This is a genomic window from Shimia sagamensis (genome assembly GCF_900182745.1).
Lineage (GTDB): Bacteria > Pseudomonadota > Alphaproteobacteria > Rhodobacterales > Rhodobacteraceae > Shimia > Shimia sagamensis.
In genome coordinates this window covers 255,928-274,885 of the sequence record NZ_FXTY01000004.1, presented here as the reverse complement: position 1 = coordinate 274,885, position 18,958 = coordinate 255,928, and the positions used below count along the sequence as shown (strand labels likewise).

The window sequence follows — 18,958 nt, the reverse complement described above, 5'->3', positions numbered from 1 at the left end:
GTCAAAGCGCTTATGATAAGCTGACTCCAACGGTAAATGCGGAGCGTCCCTATGCCCAGAGCCCTTGTTCTTGGCGGCTACGGCCTGATTGGCGCCGCCTGCATGGCGGCACTGGCAGAGGTCGGATATGACGTCACCGGTGTGGGCCGCAGCACCAAAGCTGCCGCCCGTTTTCCACAATTCCGGTGGAAACACCTCGACCTCACCACGTTGAGCGCCGATCAATGGACCGCTTTGCTGAAAGACGCAGATGTGGTGGTAAACGCCTCCGGCGCGCTGCAGGACGGCGCACGCGACAGTCTCAGCCAAATTCACGTGGATGTTGTTCGACATCTCGTGCAAGCCGCCACAAAAACCCAAACCCGCGTGATACAGATCTCCGCCGCCGGCGTGTCTCTTGAAGCCAACACCGCCTTTTTGCGCACCAAAGCAGACGGCGATGCCATCTTATCCAACTCGCAAGCCAATCACGTAATCCTGCGGCCCACGCTTGTACTGGGGCGCGAGTCTTATGGCGGAAGCGCGCTTCTGCGGGCCCTCGCGGCCCTACCAGTCATCATGCCGCGTGTCTTTCAGAGCAGCCAAATACAAACCGTTGCCCTTGCCGATGTCGCCCATGCCGTGGCTTTGGCCTGCGATCTCAAAGTTCCCTCAGGCACCATTGCTGACATCACGGAACCCAACGCCCAGAACTTTGACACCCTGGTGCTGCGCACCCGCACCTGGCTCGGCGTTTCTGCTCCGATTTGGCGCCCTACTCTGCCACGCTGGTCCCTGACTCTCACCGCGCGTTGCGCAGATGCTTTCAGCTGGCTTGGCTGGCGCGCCCCTTTGCGCAGCACGTCGTTGGCGGTCCTTGACACAGGCATCACTGGCGACCCTCTGCCCTGGCATGCCCTGACCAATCACACCTGCCACCCGCTTGCGGAAACCTTGGAAAACCATCCTGCAACCGCACAAGACCGCACCGCAGCCCGCGTCTATCTTGCTCTGCCACTGGCCATCGCCACGCTCTCTCTGTTCTGGCTGCTCTCTGGTCTGATTGGTCTCGTCCAAACACCGGAAGCCATGCGGGTTCTGACCACCACAGGCACCAATCCCACCTTCGCTGCCCTCTCTGTCATAGGCGGCGGCATCGCAGACATCTTTCTTGGCACTGCAATCCTCATCCGACGCCACACCCGCAAAGCCGCCATTGGCATGATCCTTCTGTCTGGCACCTACCTCCTCGGCGCGGCGCTGCTAACACCTGCCCTCTACGCTGATCCGCTTGGCCCCATGGTCAAGGTCCTACCCGGCATGACACTCGCCGCTTTTGTAGCCCTTCTGATGGACGACCGATGATCGAAGACCTTCTCCGTTTTGCCCATGTCCTTGGCGCCACCGTCCTCTTAGGCACCGGCGCAGGCATCGCTTTCTTTATGGTCTTGTCCCACCGCAGCCGCGATCCCGTTCTCATTGCCCATGTCGCAGGCATTGTGGTGATCGCCGACACCGTCTTCACCGCCACCGCCGCACTCCTGCAACCGATCACTGGCACGCTGCTGGCCTGGCAACTCGGCTGGTCTCTCCGGGAACCTTGGCTACTGCTCTCGCTGATCCTCTATGTGGTGGTTGGCGCTTTCTGGCTGCCGGTCGTCTGGATCCAACTGCAAATGCGCAACCTCGCCCGCACTGCCCGAGACAAGCAAACCCCACTTCCAAGCCGTTTCTTCACGCTCTACCGCATCTGGTTCGCCTGCGGCTTCCCTGCCTTCTTCGCGGTCATGGGGATCGTCTGGCTCATGCTGATGAAACCCGTGTTCTAATACAAAAAGGCGCGACCTCCGCCGCGCCTTTCTCTTTCATCCTAACTTCGATCACTTCAGATCAAATCGATCCGCATCCATGACCTTGCACCACGCAGCGACAAAGTCCTGCGCCAGCTTGTCCGCGCCATCGGACTGACCATAAACTTCGGCCAGCGCCCGCAGCTGCGAGTTAGAGCCAAACACCAGATCAACCCGTGTCGCGGTCCACTTTATGTCGCCGTTGGCACGATCCTTACCCTCATAAACACCGTCACCCGCGTCCGACCAAGTGGTGCCCATGTCCAGCACATTCACAAAGAAGTCGTTGCTCAATTGCCCAACCCGATCGGTGAACACGCCATGAGCCGTATCACCATGATTGGCACCCAGCACACGCAGACCACCAACAAGCGCGGTCATCTCCGGTGCGGTCAGCGTCAGCAACTGCGCCTTATCAACCAACAGCTCTTCCGGTGACACGGTGAACTGCGCTTTGGCATAATTGCGGAAACCATCCGCCTGCGGCTCCAGCATACCCACACTCTCCACGTCGGTCATCTCTTGCGTCGCATCACCCCGGCCCAGCGTGACCGGTACTGATACAACCTGCCCCGCATCCGCCGCCGCTTTTTCCACAGCCGCAGCGCCGCCGATCACAATCAGGTCCGCCAAACTCACCGGCTTGCCAAACGCCGACCGAACACCGTCCAGTGCCGACAACACCCCCGCCAATTCCGCAGGCTCATTGGCATCCCAATCTTTCATCGGCGCCAGCGCAACCCGCGCCCCATTGGCACCGCCACGCATGTCGCTGCCACGGAAAGTGCTTGCCGACGCCCAGGCGGTTTTCACCAGATCGCTCACCGACAGACCGGAAGCCATCACAGCCGCCTTCAGCGCCGTCACATCGGCTTCAGACAAATCAGTCTCCGACGCCGGAATAACGTCTTGCCAGATCAACTCTTCACCGGGCACCTCTTCACCCAGATAGCGCGCCCGTGGGCCCATATCGCGGTGGGTCAGCTTGAACCACGCCCGTGCAAAGGCATCCTGAAACTCCTCCGGGTTCTCATGGAACCGTTTGGAAATCGCGCCATAAGCCGGGTCCAGACGCATCGCCATATCGGCGGTGGTCATCATGGTTTTGACCTTCTTGCTGGGATCATGCGCCGCCGGCGCCATGTCATCTTCCGACGGGTCCACCGGCTCCCATATCCACGCGCCCGACGGGCTTTTGGTCAGGTTCCATTCATAGCCAAACAACAGGTCAAAATAGCCGTTGTCCCACTGGATTGGATTGGCTGTCCATGCGCCCTCGAGACCAGAGGTCGTGGTGTCATCACCCTTGCCGGTGCCATGGCCGTTGATCCAACCAAACCCCATCGCCTCAATTGGCGCCGCTTCCGGCTCAGGCCCCACCAGATCAGGATCACCAGCCCCATGCGCCTTGCCAAAGGTATGCCCCCCAGCGACCAACGCCACGGTTTCCTCGTCATTCATCGCCATCCGCGCAAAGGTCTCACGAATGTCACGTCCAGAGGCCAGCACATCCGGCTGCCCATCTGGCCCTTCCGGGTTCACATAAATCAGGCCCATCTGCACCGCAGCCAGCGGGTTTTCCAAGTCACGATCCCCGGAATAACGCGATTTCTCGCCACCAGACGCTTCCAGCCATTCAGCCTCTGCGCCCCAATAGACATCCTCTTCCGGTTCCCACGTATCGGCGCGACCACCAGCAAACCCAAAGGTCTTGCCGCCCATGCTCTCAATCGCCGCATTGCCTGCCAGAATATACAAATCTGCCCAGCTGATCGCATTGCCGTACTTCTGCTTGATTGGCCACAGCAGACGCCGCGCTTTATCCAGATTGCCGTTGTCCGGCCAGCTGTTCAGCGGTGCAAACCGCTGCTGCCCCGCGCCGCCACCACCACGGCCATCTGCCGTGCGATAAGTGCCAGCCGAGTGCCAGGCCATGCGAATGAACAATCCGCCATAGTGACCATAATCCGCAGGCCACCACTCCTGACTGTCCGTCATCAGCGCATAAAGGTCTTCCTTCAGCGCCTTATAGTCGAGCTTGGAAAACGCTTCGGCATAATCAAAATTCTGCCCCATGGGGTCGGATTTGGCCGAGTTCTGATGCAAGATCCGCAGGTTCAGCTGGTTTGGCCACCAATCACGATTGCCGCGTGCCTGTTGCGTCACCGCGCCATGCATCACCGGGCAGCCACCTGATTTCACGTCTCCGTCCATGTCGTTCTCCTGTCGATTGATGGGTCACATTCTGTCTGGAACCATTCTAAGCACAGGAATTTCATTTAACGAAGTTGCATTTTCCAATCACATTGATAACTACAGACTATGAATAATCTTACTCTGCGCCAACTCCGCTATTTTGATGCCCTCGCCGAGCACGGCCACTTCGGTCGCGCGGCAGATGTATGTGCAATTTCCCAACCCGCCTTATCCGTGCAGATCAAAGACTTGGAGGAAAGCTTTGGCGCGCCCTTGTTGGAGCGCACCACCCGCCGCGTGCGCCTCACCGCCTTTGGTGAAGACGTGCTTGTGCGGGTGCGCGAGATTTTGCGCAGCGTGGACGAGCTTGGCGACATGGCCCGCGCCGCACAATCCGGCCTTACTGGGCGTCTGCGCCTCGGGGTGATTCCCACCATTGCGCCCTACCTGTTGCCCGTCCTGCTGCGAGAGATCAAAACCGCATTCCCGGACATGGCCCTCATGGTGCGCGAGACCATGACCGCCAACCTCTTGGCGGAACTGCACGCAGGTCGCATCGACACCGCCATTGTGGCTCTGCCAGTTTCTGAGCCTGCCTTCGCTGAAGTGCCGCTTTGGTCCGAAGAGTTTGTCCTGGTTCGCCCGGACACCGAAGCCACCGCGCCAGTGCCGGCGCCAGACACTCTGGAACGTGAACGGCTGCTTTTGCTCGAAGAAGGACACTGTTTTCGCGATCAGGCGCTGTCATTCTGCTCATTGCCAACGGCTCGACCGCACGAAGGTCTCGATGGCTCCTCTCTCTCCACACTGGTGCAAATGGTCGGCGCTGGTCTTGGGGTCACAGTGATTCCCGAAATGGCCATTTCCGTAGACACCCCTGCCGCTGCCGTGAACGTCGCCCGCTTTTCCGGTGCTCAGCCGGCTCGAACCATTGGTATGATCTGGCGCAAAAGCAGCCCCCTGGCCGCCCAGCTCGCACAATTATCCGAGCTGGTGCGCGATGTCGGAGAATCACTCTAGCGCAACGCACTGCCCGTTAAGGGGCTCAGAACCCCAAAATCCCGCACCTCCGCAAAACAACCGTGATACTGACGCGATACCGACGTCGAAATCCGTGGTTAGCACCACAGATTTCCGCCGCAACACTCACTCTTTGGTGACGTCGTACAGATAAATCCAGTCAAACTGACCCATCATCTTCTTGGGCGCCAAAGTCGAGGCCATGCGAATACCCATATGCGCTGCCATGCGCAGCGGTCCATTGCTCAGATGGTATTTCCACGCATTCTTGCTGGCCGTGTCCACAACCTTGGCCACACGCCCCGCGCGTCGGGCCTGATAAGACGCAAGACCGCTGTCAAAATTCTCCGCCTTTTCAAGGGTATCCCCTAAGACCCACGCATCTTCCATCGCCATCACCGCGCCTTGCGCCATAAAGGGCAAGGTGGGATGCGCCGCATCACCAAGCAAAGCACAATTGTCCTTATGCCAGACAGGCGCCACCGGATGCCGGAACAACCCCCATTTGCGCACATCACTGACCTCCGCCAACATACGTCGCACACCGCCGCCAAAATCTTTAAATGTTTCCATCAGGTTGGCAGGATCGTCCGGGATGTGCCAACCTTCCTCGGTCCAGCCAACTTGCTCCTGAACAGCGACAATATTCACCAGTTCTCCCCCGCGCAGGGGATAACTCACCACATGGCGTTTTGGCCCCATATGCACCTGCACCAGGTCAGGATGTGCCATGGTGTTGGGCACCGTTGCCCGCCACGCCGCTTGCCGTGTGAAAAACGGCGCCACCGTGCCATTCAACACGGGGCGCATCTTGGAATGCAGCCCATCTGCACCCACAATCAAATCCGCCGTCATCTCCGCGCCATTGGCCATGATAACCTTGGGCCGATCACCAGGCACAACAGTCTCAACCTGCTGAAGTAAAAGCACTTTTATGCCGGCATTTCGAACGGCCTCGGCCAAAACATCAACCAGATCCGCCCGATGCACAAAATAGTATTCGGTCGGTCGCAGCGGGTCATTTTCGGAAATCAACCCAAGGTCCAGCCGACTCACCAGTCGCCCCGCGGCATAGTCGCGCAACTCCACCGCATCCGCCCGCACGGCTCGCGCCTTAAGCGCCGCGTCCACACCCAGCGCCCTGAGTACGGCCATACCGTTGGGACTGATCTGCAGGCCCGCTCCAACCTCTTTGATCGCCTCGGCCTGCTCCAAAATATGCACCTTGGCGCCCCGTTGGTGTAAGGCCAGCGCAGCTGTCAACCCGCCAATCCCTGCGCCAATGATGGTGATCTTTTTACCTTGCAAATCCATGGCTTGACCCTAAAGCAAAAACGCCGGAGCAAAAGCCCCAGCGTCCTTGTTTTTCTCATCCTTGCCTGCGTTTTTCCGTCACAGGCAATCTCGCAATTTAGTCGTCGCGGTGGACTTTTTCACGACGCTCGTGGCGCTCTTGCGCCTCAAGGCTCATGGTCGCAATTGGGCGCGCATCCAGACGTTTGAGCGAAATTGGCTCCCCCGTCACTTCGCAGTACCCATATTCGCCTTCATCAATGCGGCGAATAGCGCTGTCAATTTTGTTCACCAATTTGCGCTGACGATCCCGAGTGCGCAGCTCAAGCGCGCGGTCAGTCTCCTCACTGGCGCGGTCGGCAACGTCCGGAATATTGCGGGTGCCATCTTGCAGCCCTTCGATCGTGTCACGGGTGTCCGCAAGTAGATCTTCTTTCCAGCTCAATAGTTTGCGTCGAAAGTATTCGACCTGCCGGTCATTCATGAACGGCTCATCTTCTGCGGGACGATAGTCGTCGGGCAGGAAAGTTTCGGCTTTCATTTCTGCTCCCTCATCGCGGTTCACGTCCATCGTGGTATTCAATTCAGACATGTAACCCCCCTTCTCTCCGTGCCAGCCAATACTCCGTTGGCTGGGGAATGTCACTACCTGTTAACCGCACATTGCGGACAAAATATGTTCACGGTAGTGTGCGCGCCGAAATAGGCGAACGGGCGGAGAAATTATATGCAGTTTTCGGGTACCAAAGACTACGTGGCCACCGAGGATCTGACAGTTGCGGTCAACGCTGCGGTGACCCTCGAACGGCCCTTGTTGGTCAAAGGCGAGCCGGGCACCGGCAAGACTGAATTGGCGATGCAAATCGCCCGTGGTTTGGGCCTTAAAATGATCGAGTGGAACGTCAAGTCCACCACCAAGGCTCAGCAAGGCCTTTACGAATATGACGCTGTCTCTCGGCTGCGCGACAGCCAACTTGGCGACGAGCGCGTGCATGACATTGGCAACTACATCAAACGTGGAAAACTCTGGGATGCCTTTGATTCTGATGAGAAAATCGTGCTGTTGATCGACGAGATCGACAAGGCAGACATCGAATTCCCCAACGACCTGTTGCAAGAGCTCGATAAGATGGAGTTCCACGTTTATGAAACTGGTGAAACCGTCAAAGCCAAGCACCGCCCGATCATCATCATCACCTCCAACAACGAGAAAGAGCTGCCCGACGCCTTCCTGCGCCGCTGCTTTTTCCACTACATTCGTTTCCCGGAGATGGAGACGCTGAAGCAGATCGTTGAGGTCCACCACCCCGGCATCAAGGACGCGTTGTTAACCACCGCGCTCACGCAGTTCTTCGAAATTCGCGACACTGCTGGATTGAAGAAAAAGCCGTCCACATCTGAGGTGATCGACTGGCTGAAGCTGCTATTAGCCGAGGATTTGTCGCCCGAAGACCTAAAACGCGACGGCGCCAACGCTTTGCCAAAACTGCACGGGGCCCTGCTAAAAAACGAACAAGACGTGCATCTGTTTGAGCGACTCGCTTTTATGGCCCGCTCCGGACGCTAATTGATTGCCAATAACTTGAACGGCCTGCCTCAAGCGGGCCTTTCATTTTCACCAAACCCACCGCATTCTTGCCCAAGTTTTTGCGCATGTTAAAGTCCACTTAAGGCCTGATTTTGTAGACGAAATCGGCATTCAACCGGAGTCCGCCCACGCATGTCCCAACCGAACGTCATCATCCGTCCTCTCACCGAAGCTGACCATGCCGAGTGGCGCCGCCTATGGACCGCCTACATCACCTTTTACGAAAGCGCTGTTACGGAAGAAGTGTACACTGCGACCTTCGCTCGCCTCCTTGGCGACGACCCACAAGATTACTCCTGCCTGGTTGCAGAATCGGACGGCAAGCTCATTGGCTTGACCCACTACCTGTTCCACCGCCACGCTTGGAAAGTTGAAAACGTTTGTTATCTGCAAGACCTCTACGCCGATCCAGACGTCCGTGGCACAGGTGTCGGTCGCAAACTGATTGAAGCGGTTTACAATGCCGCAGATGACGCCGGTGCGCCAAGCGTGTATTGGATGACACAAGAATTTAACACCAACGCCCGTAAACTCTATGATCGGATCGGGCAGTTGACCCCGTTTATTAAATATCAAAGGCCCTGATTTTGCGCTTTTTTCTGTCCTCACTGATCCCTTTGGCCTTTGCTGTGGCGGCCTGTGCGCCTGTCAGCCAAAACGGTGTGCCCACCCGCGCAGCAGTGAGTGACACCACTTTGCCACCGGTCAAAGCTTTCTCGACACCTCGTCCCATTCCACCCAACCGCTCCAACCGCGACATAACCCGCGACTTTCTTGACCTCAGCTTTGAGCTGGAAAGTGGCCGTAGCCTCGAGCGGCTCACCCGTTTTGAGGGCCCAATCACGGTGCGCGTGACCGGCGCCCCCCCCACCGGCATGATGCCGGACCTCAAAGCGCTTCTGGCTCGCTTGCGCAATGAAGCGCGCATCGACATCTCGCTGACACAGTCGCCATCCGCCAACATCACCATTCAGGCAGTGTCGCGCCGGGACATACGCAAAGCCCTGCCTCAAGCGGCTTGCTTTGTGGTGCCCAACATTTCCTCGCTGTCGCAATATCGCTCCGCCCGGCGCAGCGGCGCGGCCAATTGGGCGCTTTTGGAAAGCCGCAAAAAGATCGCGATTTTCCTGCCCAATGACACCAGCCCGCAGGAAACCCGCGATTGTCTGCACGAGGAATTGGCACAGGCGCTTGGTCCCCTGAATGACCTCTACCGCCTGCCCGACAGCGTGTTCAACGACGACAACATCCACGCCGTGCTCACCGGTTTTGATATGACCGTGCTGCGGGCCTACTACGATCCCACTCTGCGCAACGGCATGACCCGAAGGGAAGTGGCATCCCGCTTGCCGTCAATCCTGTCGCGCATCAATCCACGTGGTGATCAACTGTCCAGCAATCCGCTACCAGAGACCCCACGCGCCTGGATCAGCGCAGTGCAAACCGCCCTTGGCCCCGGAACATCTCCAGCCAACCGGCGGGCATCGGCCCGCCAAGCGCTTGTGATTGCACAGGATAATGGATGGCAAGATCATCGCCTCGGCTTTGCCCACTACGCTTTGGGTCGCCTGCTGCAATCGCAAGACATCACCGCAGCCCACACACATTTTAAAGCCGCCGACCGCGCTTACCGCTCTGCGGAACCCTACGGCCCGCACCGCGCCTTTGTTGCCACCCAGCTCTCCGCCTATGCCATCAGCGCTGGCCATAGCCGCGAAGCCCTCACCATCTTAAACCCACAAATCGCACCAGCTGGGCGCTTTGAAAACGCTGCCTTGTTGTCCACCCTTATGCTTTTGCAGGCGGAAGCGCTGGAGATGGAAGGCAAGTTCGAGGACGCCGGCGCCCTGCGTCTGGACAGTCTTGGCTGGGCACGATACGGCTTTGGTCCGGACTGGGCCGTGCGTGCAAAACTGCGCGAGATCTCGGCACTCAGCCCGATCAAAGGGAGATCTTAGGACACCATGTTTGTACTTCTCGGCGCTTTGCTTGGCGCAATCACCGGTGGCGCATTGGCCAAGAAACGTGGCGGCAAACGCGCTGATATCCTGCAATACGGCGCAGTATACGCGATGATTTTTGCGATCCTCGGTTTGTTTGTCACGCTGATCATCCACCGCATGGCCCTCTGACCCATGTTCCTGCCCCTCTTTGAAAACTTGCGAAACGCGCGCGTGCCAGTCTCGCTGCGGGAGTTTCTTGGGTTTCTCGAAGGGCTCAGGGCAGGCCTTGCCACCTATGATGTGGAGAGCTTCTACTACCTCGCCCGCACCATCATGGTGAAAGACGAGCGCAACATCGACAAATTTGACCGCGCCTTTGCCGCGACGTTTGATGGCTTGGGCGAAATCTCCGCGCAGGACGTACTGGACGCCGTCGACATTCCCGAAGAATGGCTGCGCAAGATGGCGGAGAAACACCTCTCCGCGGAAGAAATGGCCGAGATTGAAGCCCTTGGTGGCTTTGATAAGCTCCTGGAAACTCTGCAAGAGCGCCTCAAAGAACAGGAAGGCCGCCATCAGGGTGGCAACAAATGGATCGGCACCGCTGGCACCTCGCCCTTTGGCGCCTATGGCTACAATCCCGAAGGCGTGCGCATTGGCCAGAAAGAGAGCCGTCACCAACGCGCGACCAAAGTCTGGGACAAGCGTGAATTCAAAAACTTCGACGGCTCCGTTGAATTGGGCACACGCAACATCAAAGTGGCCCTCAAACGCCTGCGCCGCTGGGCCCGCGAAGGTGCTGCCGAAGAGCTGGACCTCAATGGCACCATCAAGGCCACCGCCGAGCATGGCTATCTCGACGTAAAAACCCGCCCCGAGCGCCACAACGCTGTGAAAGTGCTGCTGTTTCTGGATGTTGGCGGCTCCATGGACCCGCACATCAAAGTGGTCGAGGAGTTGTTCTCCGCCGCACGCGCGGAGTTTAAACACCTTGAATACCACTATTTCCACAATTGCCTCTACGAAGGTGTGTGGCGCGACAACAAACGCCGCTGGAACGACCAAACCCCAACCCACGAAGTGCTGCGCACCTACGGGCCAGACTACAAATGCATTTTTGTGGGTGACGCTTCCATGTCACCCTATGAGATCGCCTACCCCGGTGGAGCAAACGAGCATTGGAACCAGGAAGCTGGTCAAGTCTGGCTCGAACGCGCACGCGACAAATGGGCCTCTCATCTGTGGATCAACCCGTTGCCGGAACAACATTGGCAATACACCCACTCCATCGGCATGATCCGTGAGATTTTTGAAAACCGCATGGTACCGATGACCCTCGAAGGTCTGGAACGTGGCATGCGGGAATTGACCCGCTGACCTGACAGCCAAGTCACAGCTTGAAAAATGCATCAAAACATATTCCTCTGGTGACGTGATGACATGAGGTTGGAATGCCGCACCACTTCTCCCTGAAGGAATATCAGAACCGCGTGTCGCGCGCGCAATCAGCCCTATCCGAGCAAGGGTTGGACGCCATTTTGTTATTTGCACCAGAAAGCCACTTCTGGCTGACAGGGTACGACACCTTTGGATTTGCGCTGTTCCAATGCATGGTTCTCTCCAAGTCCGGTGACATTCACCTTCTCACACGCCGGCCAGACCGGCTGCAGGCACAGCTTACAAGCACCCTGCCAGTTGATCACGTGCACGTCTGGTCAGAGTGGCAGGGCGCGGACCCGTTAGCGGATCTCTCTCGCTTACTTGCAGAGTTGGGGATGTCCGACGTCAAACTTGGCTATGAGTCCAAGACCGCCGGGCTGACAGACTATTGGGGTCATCAACTGCGCAATACATTTCCAAATCTTGCTGACTATAGCGATCTCATTTCAGATCTGCGTCGAGACAAATCAGATGCGGAAATAGCGATGCACCGAACCGCCGCTGCCCTCTCTGATGATGCTCTGGACGCGGCTCTCTCAGCAACGAAAGTTGGTGCATTTGAGGGGGACATTCTTGCAGAAATGCAAGGCGCGGTGCTCCGAGGCGGTGGCGATTATGCCGGAAACGAGTTCATTCTTGGATCGGGCCAACGCGCCCTTTTGTGCCGATCAGCTTCCGGACGGCGCCACCTGTCAGCACAAGATCAATTGACCATCGAATGGTCCGGCGCATACGCTCGCTATCATGCGGCCATGATGCAAACCCTCATTATTGGGCAAGCAAGCAAACAACACCGCAGAATGTTTGCCGCTGCCAATGAGGCCCTAACGGCCTGCGAAGCGGCCATTTGCCCCGGCGCGCCTATGGGAGATGTGTTTCAGGCTCATGCCGACACGTTTGATGCACATGGTTTTCAGCACGCCAGGCTTCAGGCTTGTGGATATGGAATGGGCGCCGTGTTTGCACCGATTTGGGTAGACTTCCCGATGTTTTACGAAGGCAATCCGCAGACCATGCGAGAGAACCAGGTCTTCTTCCTACATATGATTTTGATGGACGATATAACAGGTGAAGCCATGTGTTTGGGGCATTCCGTATTGTGCTCTCAAGGTGGTACAGAAAGGCTCTCGCGACACACCCCACAACTCTTTGAACTCTAACAGCCCTTGCTCACCGCCGCCGGAGCTTCCATATCTTCTTCATGATCAAACTGATGCCCATCCTCATCGCGGTGCTCTACGGACTGTTGATGATGCGTTTTTCTGCCTGGCGTACCGCGCGCGAGCTGGACGCAAAATCCACCGAGCTGGCTGACCCACATCTCAACCCGTTGATCAAGGACATGGCCAAAGCTCTCGATCTGCCGCGCATCCGCGTGCACATCTATGAGATCGAGCCGGTGAACGGCCTCGCTGCGCCGGATGGCCGTATCTTTTTGACGCGGGGCTTCTACAACCGCTATCGCGCAGGAGACGTAAGCGCCGAGGAAATCGCATCTGTTGTGGCCCATGAGTTGGGTCACGTGGCTTTGGGCCACTCCCGCCGCCGCATGATCGACTTCTCCGGCCAAAACGCCCTGCGCACAGCCCTCGCCATGGTGCTCAACCGCTTCTTGCCCGGCATCGGGCCCCTGGTGGCCAACACCGCAACAAGCCTGCTGTCATCGCGCCTCTCCCGCGGGGATGAGTATGAAGCAGATGCTTATGCCGCAGCCCTTCTGGTGAAATCCGGTATCGGCACGGCCCCGCAAAAATCCCTGTTTGAGAAACTCTCCCATCTCACCGGCGCACATGGAGCCAGTACACCTGCTTGGTTGCTGAGCCACCCCAAAACCGAGGAGCGCATTCAAGCTATCGAAAAACTCGAGCGCAAATGGGGCATCGCCAAAGCCTAAGGCTTTCACATTCTTCAAATATCCTGGGGAATCGCAGCCAGGCTGTGACGAGGCAAAGCCCCTTCTACGACGTCACAGCTTTCGCCAGTTTCGGCAGCCGCGCCTTTTTCAACAGCTTGCGCATCTCCCAAACCTCGCCACTCAACCGCTCAGCTTCCTGCCGCACCGTCTCACAAACTTCTGCAACGCCTTCGGGATCGTCTTCCCAAAAGCCCCTTAGAAGCTCGTCTGGTGCAATCCGCTCAAGACCTTCTTCCGCCAAAATATGCTTTGGAAAATCCTTCGCATTCATCGTGACAATGGCATCTGCCGATCCGGAAATCGCCGCCGCCAGCACATGCACATCATGTTCGTCCGGCAAGTACAGCCGATGCTCCAACGAGGGCTTCCAGGTCACCACAGCCTTGGGCCATGCTGCCCGCAGCAAAGCAATCTCACCGCGCGCTTGCGGCTCGCCAGTTGGGCCCAACTTTCGCGCCGCCCGCGCCCATTCTTCCAAAATCCGATCAGACCATTGCGGTTCAAATGCGCCAGTCTTGGCCACACCCAACAACACCGCCCGCATCACGGTAGGATACAAAACGCAGGTGTCGAGCAGGAGCCGTCTCACAGGCGGAAGAACAACGATTTCAGATAGCCACTTTCGGCCAGCTGCGGCATCAATGGATGGTCCGGTCCCGCAAACCCAGTGTGAATAAGCTGTGCATGACGACCAGCCCGACCAATCCCGCGCACCGATGCGCCCCGGAACCGTGCCAAATCAGCGGCATGAGAACAGGAGCACAACCCCAAATAGCCACCTTCTGCCACCAAAGGTGCTGCCAGCCGTGCCACACGTTCATAAGCGCGCAAACCTTTTTCAAGCGCAGGTTTGGACGGCGCAAAGGCCGGTGGATCACAAATAACCACGTCAAATTTCGCGCCCTCGTCGCCCAGCGCGGTCAGCACTTCAAAGGCGTCGCCTTTACGCGTGTCAAAGCGTGCTGCCACCCCGGCAGCCGCAGCCCCGGCCAGTGCCAATTCCAGCGCTGCCGCAGAGCCGTCCACAGCTGTCGCGTGGCTTGCGCCCCCAGCTAATGCTGCCAGAGAAAAGCCGCCGACGTGCGAAAACACGTCCAAAACCTTGGCATCTTTGCAAAGCCCGGCGGCAAATCCGTGGTTTGGACGTTGATCATAGAAAAGCCCGGTTTTCTGACCGCCGGTCAGATCGGCCATATACGTCGCGCCATTCATCACAACCGGCACTGGCACATCAGGCGCCGCCCCGGCCATCACGGCGCTGTGCTCCTCAAGCCCTTCCAAAACACGCGCTCGACCCGAGCCATTTTTCAACACATTGGTCACACCAGTCACCGCCACAAGCGCGGCCACCAGCGGCTCCAGCAATGTGTCGGCCCAGGCTGCATTGGGCTGCACCACGGCGGTATCGCCAAAACGATCGACAACCACACCGGGCAACCCATCGGCTTCGGCATGGATCAACCGGTAAAACGGCGTATCAAACACCCGATCCCGCATAGACAGCGCGCGGGCAAATTTTGCCTCAAACCACGCTTGGTCAATTTGCGCCTCTGGATCGCGATCCAACATCCGACAGAAGATCTTGCTCTGACTGTTGGTCGCCACCACCCCCAAAGGCTGCCGCTTGTCATCTTCCAGCACCGCAAGGGTGCCAGGAACAAGACTTTTGGTGCGCCGGTCGGTGACCAGCTCGTTATCATAGGCCCAAGGAAATCCATGACGGATTGCACGGGCGTTGGCTTTTGGCTTCATACGCACAACCGGGCGCGCAGACGCAGAAGAGGACGACATAGACATGCCGTCCTCCTACTTGTTTCTCTCGGGTGTGGAAACCCTTCTCTGCGCTTGGCGGTGTTACTCCGCCGCCGCCACCTCAATCGCAGCAGGTGCCAATGGCTGAATGCGCTGGGTCACGCCGCGCTTTGGCGCCACAAACCCTTCGGCTTTGGTCAGTTCATCATGCACCACACGGGCCAGATGCTGGGTGATGCGGTATTTTTGGGTCAGCCCGCGGGCTTCCGCCTCAAAGGCCATCTGTCCGCCATAGCCAACAAGGCTTGCTTTGATCGGCTTCGGTCCCCGCAGCACCGCGCCACTTGTTGGCTCAATGATGGTCATTACAAACTCGATCGAGTGCACGCCGCCCACGGTGTAGCGGGCCTTCTCTGTCAGCGCATGGAAGCGAGTCACTTCGATTTTCACCCGCACCGGCATGGCCCCATCCAACGGGCGTGTGCCCAAGCGGATGCTCTCATCAAAGATGGCTTTCACCTGCTCATAGCGGTTGCCGCGCGTTTCCCCACGCCAAACAATATCGCCTGGAGGGTAATACAGGTTGGCTTCGGAAACCTTCAGCGACGTTGGCACCAACACATCAAAGCTCTCAAGCGCGTAAGACGGCGCAGGCGCGGCCATGTCAGTTGGCACAGTGTCATATGGCGCGTTCCGGCTGGCGGTGTCTACTGATGCACAGGCGCTTGCGCCCAAGGCCAGTACCAGTGCTGCAATAACTTTACCCATCGACATGTCCAACTCCTCGGGCGGTTCTCGCCTCTGCTGCTCCATGTAAATTTGCGCGCCAAATGGGGCGCGAATGCGACGTGCGATGGACGTTTCAAAGGAATTACCTAAAATTTTACACAGGTCGAAAACTGCCCAAAATCGTCACCCTCGCGGCCGTGATCGCCAACCGCCACGCCGCTTCGGCGCACGCATTTCCACGCTGCCTTCTTCCAAAACCGCAGTCATAGGATGGCCAGGAAATCGGCTGCTCAAATGCACAATCAACACTTCAATTGCGTCCCGCGTGTCCACCCCCTCGGGTAGTGACAACGCCCAATCCAGAAAGATCGACCGACACTCAGAAGCCGTGATGCCTTCCATCCGGTAGCTCTCGTGAATCAGCCCCTTGGGGTCGCAATGCGAAATGTCCATGTCACACCTTTCCTGTGGACGCCAATGCCTTAGTGACCGTCTCTGCGGCTTTATGGGTGGCCTCTGTCAACGTGTTTACCACGAAATCGATATCGTCTGCGCCCGTTTCCCGCAACAAAAACGCCCGTCCGCCTTCACCAATCTCATCCGGCACAATGGTGCTGCCAGACAATAACTTAGACGCCAGTTGCACCTGCCAACAAAGCCGATAGGTGCTGGCAAGGTCTGATGCATCTGAGGCAGAAAGCCAGCCAATTGCGACACCCGCCTGTAAACCTTGCGCAACCGTTCGGCGGGCCGACCCCGCCAACAACGCCCCGGTTTGGCTCAACAGCTCAATGTCCTGCAACCGGCCCGCCCCAATCTTCGCGTCCCACGGCCCATCCGGCGCCTTGGCTGCCGCAATCCGCGCGCGCATCTCTTGCACGTCTTTGCCAATCGCCGCCTTGTCTCTCTCCGCCGCCAAGACCTCTTGCCGGAAGCCTTCCACCTCCGCCATCAACTCTGGCGCGCCGGTCACAGGCCGCGCCCGTGTCAGTGCCAGATGCTCCCAGGTCCAGGCCTCATCCCTCTGGTAGTTCTTAAACGAGGCCAGCGACGTGGCCACCGGCCCCTGCGTTCCGGACGGGCGCAACCGCATGTCCACCTCATAGAGCCGTCCTTGCGACATCGGCGCACTTAAGGCCGTCACCAAGGCTTGTGTGAACCGGGCGTAATACGGACGCGCCGCCAACGGCCGCCGCCCTTCAGAGGCCTCCACCCCATCCGCGTCATAGATCACAATCAGATCAAGGTCCGACGTGGCATTGAGCCTCTGCGCCCCCAGAGAGCCCATGCCCAGCACAATCGCGCCTCGCCCAGGCATCGGCCCATGTTTGGAAGCAAAGTGATCCGCCACCGGCTGCCACAACCCGGCCAAAACCGCTTCCGCCAAATCAGCGTATTGCCGCCCAGCTTCCTCTGCGCCAATCAGACCACGCAGATGATGCACACCTATGCGGAACTGCCACTCCTTGGACCACCGCCGTGTGCCATCCAACTGCGCCTCATAATCTGCGTCCCGCGCCAACCGATCGTGCAACTCGTCGGTCAGCCCACGCACACCAGGCCAGTCTGTGAAGAAGCTGCCGCCAATCACAGCGTCAAACACACCGGAATTACGCGACAGATGCTGCGCCAATGCCGGCGCCGTGCCAACCACATCCACCAGCAAGTCAATTAACTGCGGATTGGCCTCAAACAGCGAAAACAATTGCACCCCCGCGGGCAAGCCACGCAAGAACCCGTCCAAAGCCAAAAGCGCTTCATCAGGCCGTGCCGTCAGTGCCAAACGCCTTAGGATCTCGGGCCGCACACGGTTGAATATCTCCACCGCCCGCACACTGCGCATTGCCGGATAACTTTCCCAGCGATCAATGACATCCTCGTCAAACTGATGCATCACCTCATCCGTATCCGCCGGCGCCGCATCCGGCGCAAAGAAGCCCTCGGTCATCTCATGTACTTCTGTCAGCCGGTCATGCAGTTCCGCACGAATGTCAGCCTCATCGCGCCCCATCAACCCGGCAATCTTGCCCCAGCCTTCTTCGCTCTTTGGCAACAGGTGTGTCTGCGCATCCGCAACCATCTGCACCCGGTGCTCCACCTCGCGATGGAACCGATAATGGTCAGACAGCGCCTCCGCCACATCCTCCGGCACCCAGCCTTTGGACGCCAGCTTACGTAGCCCCGGCACCGTGTGGCGATCGCGCAGATACGGATCACGCCCGCCGGCAATCAGCTGTCGCGTCTGGGTGAAAAATTCGATCTCGCGAATGCCCCCGCGCCCCAGCTTCATATTATGGCCGTCAAGGGAGATGTCACCGCCCAGCCCTTTGTGCGCGCGAATGCGCAACCGCATGTCATGGGCGTCCTGAATGGCAGAAAAATCCAAATGCTTGCGCCACACAAACGGCGTCAGTGTGTCCAAAAATTTCTGTCCGGCCGCCAAATCTCCGGCCGAGGGCCGCGCCTTGATATAGGCTGCCCGCTCCCATGTGCGCCCTAGGCTCTCATAATAGCGCTCCGCCGCCTCCATCGCGAGGCACACTGGTGTCACTGCCGGATCAGGCCGCAGCCGAAGATCGGTGCGAAACACATAACCATCGCCTGTGATATCGTTGAGCATTGCGGCCATCTTGCGCGTGGCGCGAATGAAACTGGCCCGTGCATCGTGGTAGTCATCCGCATCAAACCGGCTTTCATCAAACAGGCAGATCAGATCAATGTCGGAACTGTAGTTCAGTTCATGGGCACCCATCTTGCCCATGGCAATCGACACCATGCCGCCCGCGGTTGGAATGTCGTCTTCGGTGGCTCCAGGTAACTTTTTGCGTCGGATTTCCGCGCCAATTGTGGCTTCAAGCGCCAACTGGCTTGCCAAATCCGCAAAATCCGTCAGCGTCCCCGTCACCTTTTCAAGCGACCACGCGCCCGCCAAATCCGCCAACGCCGTCAGCAAGGCCACCTTGCGCTTGGCCGCCCGCAAAGTTGTCGGGCGCTGATCTGGCGCACCTTCTCGCAGCTCAGCAAACAGCTTGGTCACTGCGGCATCCGCATCTTGCAACGCCTCTTGCAGCCAATCCGCTTCTTTGTGGATCAAGCTCTTGAGATAGGGGCTTGATCCGGCCGTGCCTTCAATCAGCTTGGCCAGATCACCGGACAACGCCGGCACGGCGGCGCACGCCTCTGTTCCGAGTTCAAGATCAAACGGACGTGGCAGGCGGGTGATTTGTGATTCAAACAACATGGCGCGACTTTG

General features: G+C 58.2%; 18 protein-coding genes. 10 read left to right on the top strand and 8 right to left on the bottom strand.

Annotated elements, in window-relative coordinates; all coding sequences use genetic code 11:
- The first annotated feature begins 51 nt into the window (after window positions 1-51).
- A complete protein-coding gene (locus tag QOL67_RS12155) occupies window positions 52-1,344 on the top strand; it encodes an SDR family oxidoreductase (RefSeq protein WP_283426234.1) in 1,293 nt (430 codons plus the stop codon).
- The gene (locus QOL67_RS12150) at window positions 1,341-1,808 is read left to right on the top strand and encodes a DUF2269 family protein (protein ID WP_283426233.1); all 468 of its coding nucleotides are present in this window, start codon (window positions 1,341-1,343) and stop codon (window positions 1,806-1,808) included. The genes QOL67_RS12155 and QOL67_RS12150 overlap by 4 nt, the downstream gene beginning before the upstream one ends.
- Before the next feature lie 51 nt (window positions 1,809-1,859).
- Here the strand turns inward: QOL67_RS12150 and katG are convergent, their stop codons facing one another.
- Entirely contained in the window at window positions 1,860-4,043 is a 2,184-nt protein-coding gene (gene katG / locus QOL67_RS12145; RefSeq protein ID WP_283426232.1) for a catalase/peroxidase HPI, read from the bottom strand.
- A 108-nt stretch (window positions 4,044-4,151) separates the two neighbouring features.
- On the opposite strand from katG, the gene QOL67_RS12140 reads away from it, so the two are divergent.
- Window positions 4,152-5,045 (top strand): LysR substrate-binding domain-containing protein, encoded by an 894-nt coding sequence (locus tag QOL67_RS12140; protein ID WP_283426231.1) that lies wholly within the window; start codon window positions 4,152-4,154, stop codon window positions 5,043-5,045.
- Between the two features lie 126 nt (window positions 5,046-5,171).
- On the opposite strand, the gene QOL67_RS12135 is transcribed toward QOL67_RS12140, so the two are convergent.
- Window positions 5,172-6,359, bottom strand: coding sequence for an FAD-dependent monooxygenase (locus QOL67_RS12135; protein ID WP_283426230.1), 1,188 nt, complete (start codon window positions 6,357-6,359; stop codon window positions 5,172-5,174).
- 97 nt (window positions 6,360-6,456) lie between these two features.
- Window positions 6,457-6,879: an RNA polymerase-binding protein DksA gene (gene dksA / locus QOL67_RS12130; protein WP_283426418.1), complete on the bottom strand. Its 423-nt coding sequence runs from the start codon at window positions 6,877-6,879 to the stop codon at window positions 6,457-6,459.
- Between the two features lie 186 nt (window positions 6,880-7,065).
- Between dksA and QOL67_RS12125 the strand changes: the two genes are divergently transcribed.
- The 7 genes from QOL67_RS12125 (at window position 7,066) to QOL67_RS12095 (ending at window position 13,203) form a co-directional block, all read left to right on the top strand.
- The gene (locus QOL67_RS12125; RefSeq protein ID WP_283426229.1) at window positions 7,066-7,905 is read left to right on the top strand and encodes an AAA family ATPase; all 840 of its coding nucleotides are present in this window, start codon (window positions 7,066-7,068) and stop codon (window positions 7,903-7,905) included.
- Between the two features lie 153 nt (window positions 7,906-8,058).
- The gene (locus QOL67_RS12120) at window positions 8,059-8,511 is read left to right on the top strand and encodes a GNAT family N-acetyltransferase (protein ID WP_283426228.1); all 453 of its coding nucleotides are present in this window, start codon (window positions 8,059-8,061) and stop codon (window positions 8,509-8,511) included.
- A 2-nt stretch (window positions 8,512-8,513) separates the two neighbouring features.
- Window positions 8,514-9,884 (top strand): DUF2927 domain-containing protein, encoded by a 1,371-nt coding sequence (locus tag QOL67_RS12115; RefSeq protein WP_283426227.1) that lies wholly within the window; start codon window positions 8,514-8,516, stop codon window positions 9,882-9,884.
- Window positions 9,885-9,890: 6 nt separating this feature from the next.
- Window positions 9,891-10,058: a hypothetical protein gene (locus QOL67_RS12110; protein ID WP_283426226.1), complete on the top strand. Its 168-nt coding sequence runs from the start codon at window positions 9,891-9,893 to the stop codon at window positions 10,056-10,058.
- A gap of 3 nt (window positions 10,059-10,061) precedes the next feature.
- Window positions 10,062-11,246 carry a vWA domain-containing protein gene (locus QOL67_RS12105; RefSeq protein WP_283426225.1) on the top strand — a complete coding sequence of 395 codons (1,185 nt, stop codon included), beginning with the start codon at window positions 10,062-10,064 and terminating at the stop codon, window positions 11,244-11,246.
- A gap of 74 nt (window positions 11,247-11,320) precedes the next feature.
- The gene (locus QOL67_RS12100) at window positions 11,321-12,469 is read left to right on the top strand and encodes a M24 family metallopeptidase (protein ID WP_283426224.1); all 1,149 of its coding nucleotides are present in this window, start codon (window positions 11,321-11,323) and stop codon (window positions 12,467-12,469) included.
- A gap of 41 nt (window positions 12,470-12,510) precedes the next feature.
- Window positions 12,511-13,203 carry a M48 family metalloprotease gene (locus tag QOL67_RS12095; protein WP_283426223.1) on the top strand — a complete coding sequence of 231 codons (693 nt, stop codon included), beginning with the start codon at window positions 12,511-12,513 and terminating at the stop codon, window positions 13,201-13,203.
- A 64-nt stretch (window positions 13,204-13,267) separates the two neighbouring features.
- On the opposite strand, the gene QOL67_RS12090 is transcribed toward QOL67_RS12095, so the two are convergent.
- From QOL67_RS12090 to QOL67_RS12070, 5 genes are all read right to left on the bottom strand, one after another.
- Window positions 13,268-13,813 (bottom strand): RSP_2648 family PIN domain-containing protein, encoded by a 546-nt coding sequence (locus QOL67_RS12090; RefSeq protein WP_283426222.1) that lies wholly within the window; start codon window positions 13,811-13,813, stop codon window positions 13,268-13,270.
- Window positions 13,810-15,021, bottom strand: coding sequence for an RSP_2647 family RNA methyltransferase (locus QOL67_RS12085; protein WP_430458952.1), 1,212 nt, complete (start codon window positions 15,019-15,021; stop codon window positions 13,810-13,812). Before QOL67_RS12085 ends, QOL67_RS12090 begins: the two co-directional genes overlap by 4 nt.
- Window positions 15,022-15,078: 57 nt before the next feature.
- On the bottom strand, window positions 15,079-15,750 hold the full coding sequence (locus QOL67_RS12080) for a DUF6778 family protein (protein ID WP_283426221.1): 672 nt from the start codon (window positions 15,748-15,750) through the stop codon (window positions 15,079-15,081).
- 138 nt (window positions 15,751-15,888) lie between these two features.
- A complete protein-coding gene (locus QOL67_RS12075) occupies window positions 15,889-16,158 on the bottom strand; it encodes a hypothetical protein (protein WP_283426220.1) in 270 nt (89 codons plus the stop codon).
- Window position 16,159: 1 nt separating this feature from the next.
- Window positions 16,160-18,946 carry a [protein-PII] uridylyltransferase family protein gene (locus QOL67_RS12070; protein WP_283426219.1) on the bottom strand — a complete coding sequence of 929 codons (2,787 nt, stop codon included), beginning with the start codon at window positions 18,944-18,946 and terminating at the stop codon, window positions 16,160-16,162.
- Window positions 18,947-18,958: the final 12 nt, after the last annotated feature.